We start from the raw sequence: 14,938 nt of genomic DNA, 5'->3' as shown, positions 1-14,938 counted from the left end.
GCCTATTGGGGCCACTGTCCGGTTTTCAAATATTTTAAAAACCGGATCACCGTCACACTTTACTGCTGTGCTAACCAAACTTTGAATTCAACTTTTTCTTCTGCTGACGCCTTTGTGTACCAAAGTTTTAGCTGTGCCACTGCGTCCCCTGTCAGCTCTGCTTCACCGGACTCATTCACTTTTACAACATCATCTTTTAGGTCAAGTACTTTACTGTCGTCAATAATGATGCCGTTCTGCTGGTTATATTTGGCGACCAAGGCAACAGGGTCGTTGTAAGCACCAAACCCTTCACCTCTTAACTCTGACATCGACAGTGTTTTGGATGAACCATTGGCGTAGGTAATTACCCATTCAGGATTACGGAAAAATGCTTGCGCTTGAGACTTAGTACGAATACGTTTCGGCACTGAAATCGTCGCATTTTGACCATTTAGATCTAGATTAAAAATATAGGGCTTAGACGTGAAAACCTCGTCTCGGCTACCACTTTTCACTTCGCCATCAAAACGAATCACAATTTGATTTTCGCCCTCAGGCATCTCTTGAAACTCGAAACGCTCAAGAGAAGAACTCTCTTTCTCTTGGCCATTAACCACCAAAAACTTAATGTTTTCGTCTAGCTTTAACGTCGCAGCGCTCACTGAAGTGGTGAACATCACTGCCGCAGCAATAAGCAACTTTTTCATTCGTGCTCCTTTTGTTGAACCTAAAAAATCTTACCTGATCAAAAAAGCCGCCCAAAGGCGGCTTTTTTAGAAGCAGTTCAATTAGAACTTCACTTCCATACCAACAACGTATGCTACGTCGTCTAGCGCGTCTTTAACATCGCTGTCTAGGAACGCGATCTCACCGTACGCTTTCACGTTTTTGTGAAGCTTCTGAGTTACGTTGAAGTAGATTGAGCTTGCATCAGAGTTATCTGTGCTAGGTTGGATAACTGTGTAACCACCCGCAAAAGTAGTCTTATCCATGGTGTAGTCAGCAGAAATTGCGATTTGATCGAAATCTGACTTACCACCCGCTTTCGCATCTAGCTCACGATTACCGTAAGAAGCAGCAAAGCTCCAATCGCCGAATACGTAGTCAACTTCAAAGTTAAAACCAGTCTCGTCGATGTCTTTGCCAGTAGTGTGCTCACCGTTGTAGAAGTAAACGCGTGCATCTAAGTCGCCAAAACGTGCACCTAGGCGACCGTCAAAAGCTTGAACTTCTTCACCGTTTACATCTTGTCCATTAGGAGCGGTAGCATCAGGAGTACCTTTTTTGCCATCTTCTTTGATAGACGCTGAAACGCCTGCATAGAACTGCCCGTTATCGAATACATACTTAATAGCTTGTGAGCTTTGCGCCACTTCGAAACCTAGCTCGTCACCGCCGAACTCGATGTCTTTTGTGTTACCAAGGTCATCGTTGATGAGTAGTTGACGACCGAAAGTGACAGTACCGAAGTTACCCGCTAGACCGATGAAAAGTTCGTCATTCTTAACGGTTGCATTGTTATCGTAAGTATCTTCAAACTTAAACCCGATACCACCAACTGCCGCTAGGCTGTCAGTTGCTTGTACATTGATGTCGAATTTCAGGTCGCCATCGTCTAGACGGATTTGATCTTCAGCATCTTTCTTAACACCTTTGTAGTACTGAACTTCAGCAGCACCAGATAGGTCAACAGTTACGCCTTTGTCGTCATATAAGTTGATGCCTGCAGTTGCAGAACCTGCCGCTAGTAGTGCTGGCACAGCCAGAGCTAGGATAGTTTTTTTCATGATAGTCCACTGCCTTTTCTTTTATGGTGGAATCCTTTCGGATTTCCTTATCATTTCTCTTTGACGCCGCTTTTCTTTAATTGAAGCAGTCATCAAAAAGCGTCTTAAATTGCGAGACTTATCGTGCAAGAGATCATAATTAGTGTCAAATCATCAAAAAAAAACACAAAAAAATCAAATAAGGCAACTTAAATCAAACACTTATCACTAAAAATAAATGAAACAAGAATGTAATACACTGTTTCTGTGTGATAAATCACTGACCAATATCAATAAGAAAAAACAGATTAATAAACTATATAAATACAATAAGTACCCAACAAATTAGAACATATAACCAACAATACAAATATAAACAGTCAATAATCTAATCCTCAATTATCAAACCAAGATTTATTTGTAAGGTTCAATCTTTTTTTGTGATTAAAGTCACAAAGTGGTCACAAAAGATCGAAATAATTGGCTCAAAATCACATTTGGCATCCGAGCCACCTCATATTCGATCTGTGATATACTCCCGCCTCCTCGACCAAATCCAGAAACTTATGCTGAATAAACCTGTCCAAGATGCCATCCGGCACTGTTATCAAAATTTACAAGCGCAGTTGGACAATTTTATCCCTCGCCGTGCTCAAAATTACCTCGTTGCAGAGATCGCTAAAACACTGGGCGGTAGTTACGATAAAAAAAGACGCATCTTGGTGGCTGAAGCAGGCACTGGGATTGGCAAATCTTTATCCTATTTGATCGGTGCCATCCCGTTGGCGATGGCCAGTAACCGAAAAGTAGTCATCTCTACGGCCACCGTGGCACTTCAAGAGCAATTACTCCACAAAGACTTACCTTTACTCCAGCGTATCTACGAAAAAGAGGTCACTGTTCAACTGGCGAAAGGCAGGCAACGCTATTGCTGCAGTGAAAAGCTCATCGCATTTGCGGAGCCCGATAACAGCCACCAAATCGCATTATGGGAGCAAAAGCCTAAAAGGGCCGATGTAGAACTGGTTAAGCGCTTATTTTCCGCACTAAAAAATCAGAAATGGGATGGTGACAGAGATAGCTGGCCTACTCATATCCCTGATCAGCTTTGGCAACACATCATGGCGGACAAACATAGCTGTCATGCCGGCTTGCCATTGCATCGTCACTGCCCATTTGCCAAAGCTCGGGACGGTTTAGAAACCGCGGATGTCATCATTGCTAACCATGCCCTACTCATGGCAGATGTTGAGCTGGGTGGTGGCGTTATACTCCCTGAACCAGAGTCGACCTTTTACCTCATCGACGAAGCGCACCATCTTCCGCAGGTCGCACGCGATTTTTCTGCAGGCGCAGCCAGTTTAATGGGTGCCGCTAGCTGGCTAGAAAACCTCAATCAACAAGCGAGTAAGATCGCAAACGTCGCAGATATAAAGCAAAGCGGCCGCTTTTTGAATCAACTCCAAGACCAATGCCAGTTTCTCATCCCTGAGCTTAGAGATATTGCTAAGCAAGTCGACCCCGCCGTTTTTGCTGATGATGAAACATACCGCTTCGAACACGGTGAGTTACCTGAGTGGTTGTCTCTGTCTGCCAAGGCAATGGCGGAAAGCAGTAAAAAAGCGCTACAGAGTTTAGGTAAAATTCATGATCTTATTTCAGAGCGCATAAAAACCAATGAGATCGCGCCTCGGCTTGCAGACCCTGCTCTCGCTGAATCTGGTTTTTTTCTGCAACGACTAGAGAATCTCGAGAAGGTCTGGGGATTGATGGCCCAACCCAACAAAGACAAAGGCGCACCGCTTGCGCGCTGGCTATCAAGGAACAAAGAAAAGGATAACGACTATATTGTCGAGGTCTCACCACTCGAAGTGGGATACCGACTCGACAGCATGCTCTGGAGCCGCGCTTGTGGCGCAGTACTCACCTCTGCGACCCTTCGCGCACTCAACCAATTCACGTTTTTCTGTCGCCAAGTCGGTCTCGCTGAAAATGACGGCTCTCAATATCTGGCTTTATCTTCTCCGTTTAACTACACAGAGCAAGGGCGCCTTGTTATTCCAAACATGCGTTACCTTCCACAAGACCAAGGTTTTACCCAAGAACTAGAGGAGAAGGTGCTGGAATACCTTGAAGGCGAAACGGCCAGCCTTGTACTTTTCGCGTCTTACTGGCAGATGAATCAAGTTGCCCAAGCAATAGAGAAAACCTGCATCCAACGCGGGTGGCTGTTATTAGTTCAAGGAAGTGAGTCACGTCAAAGCCTACTAGAAAAACATCGCAACGCCATTGCCAAAGGTAAAACCAGTATTCTTTTTGGCACCGGCAGCTTTTCCGAAGGTCTCGATCTACCAGGTAAGCTATTAGAAAACGTGATTGTCACAAAAATCCCCTTTGCCGTGCCCACCTCGCCGATTGAAGCCGCGCACGCTGAGTACATTGAATCTAAGGGGGGAAATCCTTTTCTTCAAATTACCGTACCAGAAGCCAGTAAGAAGCTGATTCAATCTGTTGGTCGATTACTGCGTAAGGAGCATGATTCTGGTAGAGTTGTCATCCTTGATCGACGTATCATCACAAAACGCTATGGAAAAGCGCTCCTTGATGCCCTTCCCCCATTTACTCGGGTGATAGAGAAATAGCAACAATTCCATAATCGTACCTATATAAATAGAAGAAACTATGATTGATCTGTTTGACCCGAGTGTCATTGCGATATTGGCAACTGTGGCCTTCACTGCTGGTTTTATCGATGCCGTCGCCGGCGGTGGTGGCATGTTAACCATTCCTGCTCTCCTTTGGATAGGTTTACCACCGCATGTTGCACTTGGTACAAACAAGCTCGCAGCGAGTTTTGCCTCCAGCACCGCTGCATTTACTTACTATCGAAAAAAGCTTTTTACCCCCAAGTTCTGGATACTTTCATTTGTCGCGACCCTTTTCGGAGCCATTGCAGGTACCCTTTTTGTCGATATCATTAGTACGGTTTGGTTGGAGAAGGCACTGCCATTGATTATCTTAGCAGTGGCTCTCTATACGCTTTGGCACCCTCAACCCAAAGGAAACAGCCACCAGCTACCTGAGAAAAACAGCGCGTTAACCAAAAAGCAAATCAGTCAAGGTGTCACACTTGGGTTTTATGATGGTGTCGCTGGTCCCGGTACAGGTGCTTTCTGGACAGTTTCAACGATGGCTCTATATAGGATGGATATACTTATCTCATCTGGACTATCTAAAGCGATGAACTTTACGAGTAACATAACCTCTTTCGTCACCTTTGCATTACTTGGGCACGTTAACTGGGCGATTGGACTCACGATGGGAATCTGTTTGATGGCTGGTGCTTGGATTGGCGCTCACTCTGCGATACGTTTTGGTGCTAAATTTATTCGTCCGGTATTCATTACCATGGTTATGGTCCTAGCCGTGAAACTCGCTATTGATGCCTGGTTGTAGGAAAAACAATGAATATTCAGCGCTTTCACCAACACCTTAGTGATTTACGTCAGCAAGCGATAGCACTCGACAGCCAACGCGGTGAGAGCCACAAGCCACTCTTTGACGAGCAACTTTTTTCTGGACATCCCAAGTTGCTTGGCCCTTGTGTTGAACAAGCACAATATCAACTCAGCTTGGTAGAAAAGTGCCTGACATCTGATGCCCCAGATCCCGTTAGGTTGGGATACTTATGTGATCATCTCGCCCTGCAAATCCATGGTTTGCAGCGTGAAATAGCAACCACCAAACTTCGTGCTGTCGAACCAAGAATGAAACCTCGTTTCCACAAATCGCTGGTCACATTACGCCAAGATCTGGCGCAGCACTTAGAATGGGAACGCCGTTTATTGCAGATGTGTAAATCGAAGCAACAAGATGTTGAACATGCCCCCGCCATAGCCGTCGCACAAGAGCAGCAGGCATTACTTGCCGTCGAAGGGCGGCTAGAGCGTTGCCGTGCCGCAAAGTTAAAACTCGAGAAACAGATCCATTACCAAGAGCGCTATGAATAAACCTCTCACTTGCATCTATCACCCGGTTTACTCCTCACTCGCACTGCCTGAGAACCACCGTTATCCCATTCAAAAATATCGATTGCTGTTTGAATCACTGGCTCAACACGAATATTTGCAAGACGGGCTCACCATCATTGAGCCTGAGCCTCTAACTACAGCACAGGTCACACAACTCCACTGCGAACACTATATTGAGGCTCTGTTTAGCGGCAAGCTCCCCGCATCTAAAATGCGTAGAATTGGATTTCCTTGGAGTCAGCAACTCATTGAACGCACCTTGACCTCGGCTGGGGGGACATGGGAAACCGTTAAGCAAGCACTGGCGCACGGATTAGCGATTCACCTTAGCGGCGGCTATCATCATGCGCATCACGATTTTGGTAGCGGATTTTGCTTAATTAACGACCTCGCTATCGCAGCAAACCTCGCGCTCAATGAAGAGAAGATTGAGAAGGTGATGATCATTGATCTCGATGTTCATCATGGGGACGGCACCGCCACAATCACCGATAACACTGACAAAATTATCACGGTGTCAGCACACTGCGAGAAAAACTATCCCGCCCGCAAACCGTCCTCAAGCTACGACTTACCGTTGGATAAACATACTTCAGATCATGAATATCTACAGTTGCTGCATCAATTCATCCCACTCTGGTTAGAGCAACACCAACCCGACCTTGTTATCTATGATGCGGGTGTCGACATTCATATTGATGACGAACTGGGATATTGCGACATTTCAACCAAGGGGCTTTACCAGCGAGATCATTTTATTTTGGCTGAATGCCTACGAAGAGAGATTCCAGTCGCAGCAGTAATCGGTGGTGGTTATCGCACAGAGCAAAGCGCGCTAGTTCCACTGCATCAGCAACTCTTATGTGCTGCAAAACAACTTTGGTATCAAAGCCAATAAAAATCTGTTAGCTTGACGCAGACTTAGAGAAAGGAATTAAACATGTCATCACTGGACCAAGCTCCCGCAGAGATCAAACTCGCTGTCGACCTCATCTATCTATTAGAAACCAATGAAATTGATCCTGAAACCGCATTAAGAGCCATCGAGATTGTCAAAGATGACTTAGAACGAAAGTGTGGCAAAACAGAGAGGGTTGACAACGAATAACCTTCGTTTAGCGAATCACTAAAGCGCCAGTAAACATAATTGCGGTGAGTACCATGAGGGCATTGTAGTATTTCATTGCGGCATCCTTACAAAATCTGAGAAGCTAACTTGGAGAATGCTGCTGATGTTAACTAAGTTATCACTCCCTCGCTAGCGCCAATCCACTAAGTTTCGATGTAACAGCAAACCCTCCCTGCAATCGATTACTTTTTGTGGCAAATTTTGTGAGCTTAATGCGGTTATTGATACGTTTTATGCCTCTAACACCATGTTTTATATTGTTTTTAATCAAAGCGTTCAATTCAGATGCAACAAGTTGCTCCTTAGGTATTAATCACAAACGAACAAAGCATATGGCATCGTGTATGACTTTACCTCACTCAACTCTCGATGACAGCAAGGTTCTTCAACGATTAGAGACTGAATTGAAAAGGGAATTGTACGCTCTGAAAGCAGCTTCAAGCTTGTATAACGGTATTGGGCATACAGAGGAATGAAAACCAAACAAATAACACGCTTTCATCAGTAGCGTTGGCTGCAGTCTCTAGTGTACAAAACCACCGCTTCACACACGGCGCTAACGATCTTCTCTTGGTAGAATTAACTGCTTTTCATCATCCAACTCATATTGATGAAAACGATTCCGCCCTTCAGCTTTCGCTTTGTAAAGGCTTGAGTCGGCATGTGCGACCATAGTGTCAATCAAAGTATCAGTATCGGTGTTAAGATGTTGTGTGAACTTGAAATGGCAAATGCCCATACTAACGGTCAGCATTTCGTCAACAATATCGATATCGGCAATATTATTCATGACACGCCGACAAGCATTCTCGACTTCGAGCTGTGTGGTTTCAGGCAGCCACACTAAGAACTCTTCGCCACCATAACGGGCGACAAAGTCATAATCGCGAAGCGTATTTTTTATCGACTGAGCGACAGCATACAAGACCTCGTCACCGACTTGATGGCCATATTTATCATTCAACTTTTTGAAAAAATCGATATCAATCAACACCAGCGAAGCAAGCTGGCTATTCCGGTTGATTCTGTTTACTTCTTTTCGCAAATACTTGAACATCGAACGACGATTAGGTAGTCGCGTTAAGCTGTCTGTCGAGGCTTGCTCGACCAGCTTTTGATTCAGCAGTTGCAATTCCGTTTCTTGCTGAAGTCGAATCAGCTCGACCCCTATCCAAGACGCCATCAAATTCAATGAATCAATGTCTATCTCATTAAATTGACGAGGGTAAGGCGTTGCACTCGAAAAGTTCAACGTACCATACAGTTCACCTTTACAACGAACAGGAATACCTACATAAGACTCTAATCCAAAGGCTTGATAAGCAGGGTGCGTACCCAACGCATCACTTTCACCGACACGTTCGATGGCAACGGGAGAGTTTGCTTCACAGGTCACTGAACAATAGGTTTTACCCAGCTCAAAGGTATCGCCAGGACGAAGCGGAATATCCGGTGGCGCGATAGTGTGTTCAACAACATACTTATCCCCTTCTATGCGGGACAAAATGGCAATATCTAAATTGAATCGCTCCAACCCCATCGCCAGAAGTGCTCGGATTTGATATTGAAACCCCTTGTCGTAAGCGTTTGTAATCTCATACAGGCGGCGTATGACACGTTCACTTTCGGTGTATTGCAACTCCATAGCATCCCCAATCGATATTTGTACTGACTGTCGCTGTGCCATTATTCACACAATGAACTACTAAATTACTATTTCATTTGGCAACTCATCAAGCTTTATGGCGAAAAATCAGGCAATAAAACCATATTGTTCGCGCTTTTTATGGAGCGACTTCAACTCTAAGCAAGTTACCTTAAGACGAAGAATTCAGCATTGGCCTAGCGCTTCAAGTTTAAGGCAAAAGTAGTGAAGGAATGAACTTCATCACAACTTCAACCCTAACCAAAGCATATCTTGATGCTGTATACCTGCCTCCCAAACGGGGTGAGGATAGTGATCTAAAAAGAAGTTACGAATAACACGTTCCACCCGAAAACCTGCCCGCTGGTAAAACGCTAACTGGTATCCAAACGTCCCCGTCCCCAATCCTAAATAGTAGCCTTTTTGAGCACGCGTCCAATCAATGACATACTCGAGTAATGTCGCACCAATCCCTTTCTTTTGATAATCAGGCGAGACAGCCAAATTAATTAACTCCCATTCACCGACGCGATGAGGCAACAATGCCGCAACGCCAACCTGATTGCCATCTTCCACCGCGACAATAATCCGGCAACGTGGCAGGTAACTCGCGACCTTATCAGGATTTGGATCTGCCTCATACAACAGCTGCAACGGTGCTTGTTCAGCATTGACTTCAATAAAATTCACATAGACACCTCAATTAAGTTCACTCTCAGCATCATACGCTACTCAAAGCGATCCAACGCGCAAGCACCCAGTGTTGCAAGACTCAAAAATAGCGAACCGCGTCGAGTTTTAGACCAACCTTGACTAAAATACCTTCGCTACTTCAAGATACTGTCTAATTTATCACCTTATCAAGGATGTGCTATGAAAGATGAAACCCTCGCGATTCACTTTGGCTACGAGACGGATCCAACCACAAAATCGGTAGCGACCCCTATCTACCAAACGGTGGCTTACGAGTTTGACAACGCACAACACGGTGCAGACCTCTTCAACTTAGAAGTCCCTGGCAACATCTACACCCGGATCATGAACCCCACTAATGATGTACTCGAAAAGAGAATGGCAGCCTTGGAAGGTGGTCTCGCCGCACTTGCGGTGAGCGCGGGAAGTAGCGCCATCCATTATGCTATTCTGACCTTGGCTGAGGCGGGTGATAATATTATTTCTACTCCCCAACTCTATGGCGGTACCTACACGCTTTTTGCGCATATGCTGCCCAAGATGGGGATAGAGGTGCGTTTTGCAAGTGATGACAAACCAGAAACCCTGGCCGCCCTCATTGACGAAAAGACCAAAGCGGTATACTGCGAAAGCATTGGTAACCCAGCGGGTAACATTGTCGATATTGCTGGCATTGCCGACCTAGCCCATGCACAAGGTGTCCCGGTTATCGTTGATAATACAGTGGCAACACCCGCGCTTTGCAAACCGATTGAGTTTGGCGCTGATATTGTTGTTCACTCACTGACGAAATATGTTGGCGGCCACGGCACGACCTTAGGCGGTATTATTGTTGATAGTGGCAAATTCCCATGGGCAACACACAAGACACGCTTCCCAGTACTCAACCAACCTGAGCCGTCATACCACGGTGTTGTCTATACCGAAGCCTTTGGCGAAGCTGCATTTATCGGCCGTGCCCGCACCGTTCCACTCCGAAATACGGGGAGTGCGCTATCACCTATGAATGCTTTTTTACTGATGCAAGGATTGGAAACGCTTTCGTTGCGCATGGAAAGGCATACCGAAAATGCCCTAAAAGTTGCCGAGTACTTAGCAAACCACGATAAAGTAAGTTGGGTAAGTTATGCCGGGTTACCGCAAAGCCCGCACTATTCACTAGCCAAGAAATACATGAATGGCAAACCTTCTGCGATCCTCTCATTCGGACTTAAAGACGGGTACGACGCCGGGGTACGTTTCTACGATGCGCTGCAAATCTTCAAACGTTTAGTCAATATTGGCGATGCAAAGTCACTGGCCTGCCATCCAGCATCAACCACACACCGCCAGCTCAGTGCTGAGGAGCAAGCGCAAGCGGGTGTTTCCCCAGAGATGATCCGTTTGTCTGTTGGGATTGAACATATCGATGACATTCTTGCTGACCTAGAGCAAGCGCTAAATCAAGACTAACCACCAAAACGCATAGCGCTACCCCCCATGTGGCGAGTAGCGCTCATTTTAGACAATAAACTTACCCAAAATCCTATCTTGCTGCTCGACTCTTTCGACCTGCGCTTGCATTTGCACAGACGCTTCTTTAGCGCGATCTGAAACTTGCTGCGATAGATCTTTGATATTGAACGTATTGGTATTAATTTCTTCAGCGACCTGACTTTGCTGCTCTGCTGCAGCCGCAATTTGCAAGTTCATGTCAGAAATCTGCGCAATGGACGCCTTGATCGCACTGAGCGCAGTATTTGCTTCATTTGCCGTCTCTACACTGCTTGAAGCCAACGCCTGACTCTCTCCCATCACGGTTGTCGCTGACTGCGAGCCCGCTTGTAGCTGCTCGATCATATTTCGAATTTCTGTCGTCGATTCTTGAGTACGCTGCGCCAATGTCCGGACTTCATCCGCCACCACAGCGAAGCCGCGACCAGAATCCCCCGCTCGTGCGGCTTCAATCGCCGCGTTCAGTGCCAGCAAGTTGGTCTGCTCGGCAATCCCATTGATCACAACAAGAATAGATTCAATGTTGTTTGTTGCACCTTGCAACTCACTCACAACTTGCACCGCTTGCTCAATCTGCTCACTCAAGGTTGCAATCGCTGCCGTGGTCCCCGACACAATATTGACACCTTGCTCCACCGCGTTGTCAGCTTCTTGCGCCGCATTCGCCGCTCCTTGCGCATTACCGGCAACTTCCATTGATGAGGAGGCCATCTCGTTCATCGCTGTCGCAAGCTGCTCAACTTCTGCTAGCTGTTGATTCATATCGCTCGCAGACTGCTCTGAGCCACTAGAGGTTATGGAGGTACTGGTGCGAATTTCTTCACTGAGCCCCTTCGTTTCGGAAATCAGGCTCTGCAATTTTTCAACGAACGCATTAAAGTTAGTCGCGAGCTCAGAAAATTCGGCATCGGTGTCGGTATCAAGGCGTCGTGTTAAATCACCCTGCCCTGACGCGGCATCTTTCATCGCATCATTCAACAAACCTAGCGGTCGCATCAGCATACCCAGCACGACAAATAGCGCAGCGATAGTAAACACCACACAAAGTACGGTTAACACAATCGCGGAACTTCTGAGCTTATGCACGGAAGACAATGCCTTTTGATAATCTAGCAACACGCCAACATACCAATCCTGATTGTTTATCTTGGTAAACACCAACAACGATTCTCTGCCTTGGTGATCGATCAAGGTCGGCTGAGTTGTAATAGGTTGTCCCCCGAGGAAACTCGACATACCCTCGCCATTTAATGCCGTCTCTGGGTGAGAGATAATGGTGCCCGCACTATCAACCATGAAAACATAACCGGCATCAAAGAGTGATAATGAGTTGATTTTCTTTGCCATTTCGGCAAGGCTCACATCATAAAAAATCGCACCGCTAAACTGACCATTGGTTTTCACCGGAGCCGCCACCGAGACTAATATCTCACCGGTACTCGAGTCGGCATAAGGCGCTGTGATAATCGTAGTATTCGCTTGTTTGGCGTCTTGATACCAAGGACGTTTTCTGGGATCCCAATCTGACGGCGGAATCCAAGTCGGATCATTACCTTGGAACGAGCCGTCCTTCTCAAATCCAATACCCACCAGCAGAAAATTGGATTTCATTACTGGCCTATCAATGATCGCAGCGATCTCGCTGCTGTTTGATTCTCCAGTCAATAAACCTGTCGCGTAGGTCGCTAAGTCTTCTTTTGCTTTGATTTCTTCGTCAACCGTATTTTTCACACCACTGACAATCTCATCAACGCTATGCTGAACTAATGACTCGATCTCATTTTGAACCTGAAAAGCTTGCCATGCCGACATGACTGAAAGCGAAATCAGCACGATAACGGATGAGGTTGCGATGACTTTATGTACGAACTTCATAATCATACCCTAGTGATATTGCACTTAGTGTCAGATTATGCCAATTGAATATGACAAACAAGATTTGAACTAAATATTAATACCGAATTAACAATCTTATTATTTTCTCTTTTGACCCAGAAACACATCATTTGGATGCGCGAACAGGCTGTGAGGCTTAACTATTCACGAGTTATAAAATGAAAAAGGAGCAAATCTGCTCCTTTTTTATCAATAAAAATATTTATAAATGTCTATAAAACCTAAACCGTAAACTGGCTTAGCAGCTTCTCCTGTTGATTCACTCTTTCAACCTGATTCTCGATATTCAATGCCAATGTATCCGCGCTTTGTGTGACTTCGTGAGAGATATCTTTGATGTTCACGGTATTAGTATTAATTTCTTCCGCGACATGACTTTGCTCTTCTGCAGCCGCAGCAATCTGCAGGTTCATATCAGAGATGGCGGCTATCGCCTGCTTAATTTCATCAAGGGCATGATTGGCATGCTGAGCCTGCTCAACACTGGACTCTGCGAGCTCACGGCTCTCTTGCATGGATAGCGTCGCGGACTCAGTTCCCTGCATTAACTGGCTTATCATTGTACTGATCTCAGTAGTCGAGTCTTGTGTACGCTGTGCTAAATTTCGCACTTCATCGGCAACGACGGCAAAACCTCGCCCAGATTCACCCGCGCGGGCAGCCTCAATCGCGGCATTTAACGCGAGCAAGTTGGTCTGCTCTGCAATACCGTTAATCACGGTTAAAATAGATTCGATATTTGCTGAAGCCTCTTGCAATGAGATGACGGCTTGTTCGGAAGAGTGGATTTGGGATGACAGCGTACGAATAGCCTCAGTCGTCGCATCAACGATCTCGGCACCACGACAGGAAGCAACATCCGCTTGTTGGGCTGCTGCCGCTGCATTCTGGGCATTCGCTGCGACTTCCATCGAAGATGATGCCATTTCATTCATCGCTGTCGCCAGCATTTCTACTTCTTCTAACTGACGCCCCATTGCCGCTGCCGCTTGTTGAATTCCCGTAGAGGTTGAAGAGGTGTCATTTCGAATCCCATCAGCGATCGCCATCATCTCACCGATCAATCGCTGTAGCGTTTCCGTAAACTGATTGAAGTTCCCCGCAAGATCTGCAAACTCTAAATCTGTATCCGTTGACAATCGCTGTGTCAGATCACCATGACCGCTTGCTGCATCCTTCATTGCGAGGTTCAACGCGCTCAACGGCGACATTAATTTCTTCAGCACAAAGAACAGAATCACAATCGCAAGTACACTCGCACCCGAAGTGAGTAGAATCGCGTTTAATCGTAAATCCGCTAAAGAGCTGAACACTTTTTCCTCATCCAGCACAACCCCTACATGCCAATCTTGGCTGGCTAAGGTTGTAAATTGGATCAGGTGTTCTTTTCCCTTATAACTGAACGGAGAAAGGGTTTCCGAGTATGGAAGATCACCGACCACATCTTTGATTGAGCGACCATTATAGTTCGCATCTGGATGAGAAATAATGACGCCACTACTATCGACTAAAAAGAGGTATCCAGCATCAAAGAGCGTCACGCGGTTAATGGTCTCTGCCATCTCTTTTAAGCTAACATCAAAAAACATCACGCCAGCAAACTGATTCGCTTGATTCACCGGCATCGCCAACGAGACTAACATTTCACTACCAGATGCGCTTTTATACGGGTTAGTGACGACCAATTTTCCCGCTTGTTCTGCCTCTTTGTACCATGGCCTTTGCCGAGGATCCCAACCCTGAGGTGTGCTCCAAGCAGCGTCATTCACTTGAAAGCGTCCATCAGCATCATAGCCAATGCCTGCATTTAAAAAATTACTTCGTATTTTGGATTTATGAATAATTGAATCAACAAATTCATTCGTCAAATTATCTTCAGCCAACTCCGCAGTAAAAGCCGCTAAATCAAACTTCACGGCCAACTCTTCATCAACCGTATTTTTAACCCCTTCAAGAACCTCATCGACACTTTGGGTAACCAGACTCTCCACTTCGTATTTCACTTGAACATATTGCCATAAAGAGAGACCAACTAATGCGCCTACCAATATGACTACACTTGTAGCAATGACTTTGTTGACGAACTTCATACCAACTCCTTTTTCGTATATGGTACGATCGAATCATTCAACAAATCAATTCTTGTTGAGTATATACATATCCGATATATCTCAATTATTTAACTAAAATCACACATAGGAATCATTAACACTTTCAATACTAAGCACCTTATGGATAAATTAGTCATTAAGGGGCAGCCAATATATTAGGCCGCAGTGATAATAATAGCAGGCAACACTCT

The 14,938-nt window shown here is 45.6% G+C and carries 12 protein-coding genes; 6 read left to right on the top strand and 6 right to left on the bottom strand.

Going from position 1 to position 14,938, the window contains the following annotated elements:
* Window positions 1–59 precede the first annotated feature (59 nt).
* Entirely contained in the window at window positions 60–689 is a 630-nt protein-coding gene (locus TSUB_RS05080; protein WP_087021781.1) for a YccT family protein, read from the bottom strand.
* A gap of 81 nt (window positions 690–770) precedes the next feature.
* Window positions 771–1,769, bottom strand: coding sequence for a porin (locus tag TSUB_RS05075; RefSeq protein WP_087021784.1), 999 nt, complete (start codon window positions 1,767–1,769; stop codon window positions 771–773).
* Between the two features lie 545 nt (window positions 1,770–2,314).
* On the opposite strand from TSUB_RS05075, the gene dinG reads away from it, so the two are divergent.
* Genes dinG through rsmS form a run of 5 tightly spaced genes read left to right on the top strand, consistent with a single transcriptional unit; the run spans window position 2,315 to window position 6,887 of the window.
* Window positions 2,315–4,390 carry an ATP-dependent DNA helicase DinG gene (gene dinG, locus TSUB_RS05070; RefSeq protein WP_087021817.1) on the top strand — a complete coding sequence of 692 codons (2,076 nt, stop codon included), beginning with the start codon at window positions 2,315–2,317 and terminating at the stop codon, window positions 4,388–4,390.
* A gap of 40 nt (window positions 4,391–4,430) precedes the next feature.
* On the top strand, window positions 4,431–5,204 hold the full coding sequence (locus TSUB_RS05065; RefSeq protein ID WP_087021788.1) for a sulfite exporter TauE/SafE family protein: 774 nt from the start codon (window positions 4,431–4,433) through the stop codon (window positions 5,202–5,204).
* An 8-nt stretch (window positions 5,205–5,212) separates the two neighbouring features.
* Window positions 5,213–5,758, top strand: a complete 546-nt coding sequence (locus TSUB_RS05060; RefSeq protein WP_087021790.1) for a primosomal replication protein — start codon at window positions 5,213–5,215, stop codon at window positions 5,756–5,758.
* The gene (locus tag TSUB_RS05055) at window positions 5,751–6,677 is read left to right on the top strand and encodes a histone deacetylase family protein (RefSeq protein ID WP_087021793.1); all 927 of its coding nucleotides are present in this window, start codon (window positions 5,751–5,753) and stop codon (window positions 6,675–6,677) included. Before TSUB_RS05060 ends, TSUB_RS05055 begins: the two co-directional genes overlap by 8 nt.
* A gap of 42 nt (window positions 6,678–6,719) precedes the next feature.
* Window positions 6,720–6,887, top strand: coding sequence for a pleiotropic regulatory protein RsmS (gene rsmS, locus TSUB_RS05050; RefSeq protein ID WP_087021796.1), 168 nt, complete (start codon window positions 6,720–6,722; stop codon window positions 6,885–6,887).
* Window positions 6,888–7,464: 577 nt separating this feature from the next.
* On the opposite strand, the gene TSUB_RS05045 is transcribed toward rsmS, so the two are convergent.
* Entirely contained in the window at window positions 7,465–8,595 is a 1,131-nt protein-coding gene (locus tag TSUB_RS05045; RefSeq protein ID WP_246616404.1) for a sensor domain-containing diguanylate cyclase, read from the bottom strand.
* Between the two features lie 201 nt (window positions 8,596–8,796).
* Window positions 8,797–9,243, bottom strand: a complete 447-nt coding sequence (locus TSUB_RS05040) for a GNAT family N-acetyltransferase (protein ID WP_087021800.1) — start codon at window positions 9,241–9,243, stop codon at window positions 8,797–8,799.
* Between the two features lie 183 nt (window positions 9,244–9,426).
* Here TSUB_RS05040 and TSUB_RS05035 point away from each other — a divergent pair, with 183 nt between their 5' ends.
* Window positions 9,427–10,698 carry an O-acetylhomoserine aminocarboxypropyltransferase/cysteine synthase family protein gene (locus tag TSUB_RS05035; protein WP_087021803.1) on the top strand — a complete coding sequence of 424 codons (1,272 nt, stop codon included), beginning with the start codon at window positions 9,427–9,429 and terminating at the stop codon, window positions 10,696–10,698.
* Between the two features lie 48 nt (window positions 10,699–10,746).
* Here TSUB_RS05035 and TSUB_RS05030 read toward each other — a convergent pair whose 3' ends face one another.
* Together TSUB_RS05030 and TSUB_RS05025 are read right to left on the bottom strand one after the other, a co-directional pair.
* Entirely contained in the window at window positions 10,747–12,615 is a 1,869-nt protein-coding gene (locus tag TSUB_RS05030) for a methyl-accepting chemotaxis protein (protein WP_087021805.1), read from the bottom strand.
* 242 nt (window positions 12,616–12,857) lie between these two features.
* Window positions 12,858–14,726 (bottom strand): methyl-accepting chemotaxis protein, encoded by a 1,869-nt coding sequence (locus TSUB_RS05025; protein ID WP_087021808.1) that lies wholly within the window; start codon window positions 14,724–14,726, stop codon window positions 12,858–12,860.
* Window positions 14,727–14,938: the final 212 nt, after the last annotated feature.

It is taken from the genome of Thaumasiovibrio subtropicus, from assembly GCF_019703835.1.
In the GTDB taxonomy this organism is placed as follows: domain Bacteria; phylum Pseudomonadota; class Gammaproteobacteria; order Enterobacterales; family Vibrionaceae; genus Thaumasiovibrio; species Thaumasiovibrio subtropicus.
This window is presented reverse-complemented; position numbering and strand designations above follow the sequence as displayed.

What these genes read in the sequence shown, in the direction of transcription:
- TSUB_RS05080 (WP_087021781.1), bottom strand. Translation starts at nt 689, where the DNA reads ATGAAAAAGTTGCTTATTGCTGCGGCAGTGATGTTCACCACTTCAGTG.
- TSUB_RS05075 (WP_087021784.1), bottom strand. Translation starts at nt 1,769, where the DNA reads ATGAAAAAAACTATCCTAGCTCTGGCTGTGCCAGCACTACTAGCGGCA.
- dinG (WP_087021817.1), top strand. Translation starts at nt 2,315, where the DNA reads ATGCTGAATAAACCTGTCCAAGATGCCATCCGGCACTGTTATCAAAAT.
- TSUB_RS05065 (WP_087021788.1), top strand. Translation starts at nt 4,431, where the DNA reads ATGATTGATCTGTTTGACCCGAGTGTCATTGCGATATTGGCAACTGTG.
- TSUB_RS05060 (WP_087021790.1), top strand. Translation starts at nt 5,213, where the DNA reads ATGAATATTCAGCGCTTTCACCAACACCTTAGTGATTTACGTCAGCAA.
- TSUB_RS05055 (WP_087021793.1), top strand. Translation starts at nt 5,751, where the DNA reads ATGAATAAACCTCTCACTTGCATCTATCACCCGGTTTACTCCTCACTC.
- rsmS (WP_087021796.1), top strand. Translation starts at nt 6,720, where the DNA reads ATGTCATCACTGGACCAAGCTCCCGCAGAGATCAAACTCGCTGTCGAC.
- TSUB_RS05045 (WP_246616404.1), bottom strand. Translation starts at nt 8,595, where the DNA reads ATGGCACAGCGACAGTCAGTACAAATATCGATTGGGGATGCTATGGAG.
- TSUB_RS05035 (WP_087021803.1), top strand. Translation starts at nt 9,427, where the DNA reads ATGAAAGATGAAACCCTCGCGATTCACTTTGGCTACGAGACGGATCCA.
- TSUB_RS05030 (WP_087021805.1), bottom strand. Translation starts at nt 12,615, where the DNA reads ATGAAGTTCGTACATAAAGTCATCGCAACCTCATCCGTTATCGTGCTG.
- TSUB_RS05025 (WP_087021808.1), bottom strand. Translation starts at nt 14,726, where the DNA reads ATGAAGTTCGTCAACAAAGTCATTGCTACAAGTGTAGTCATATTGGTA.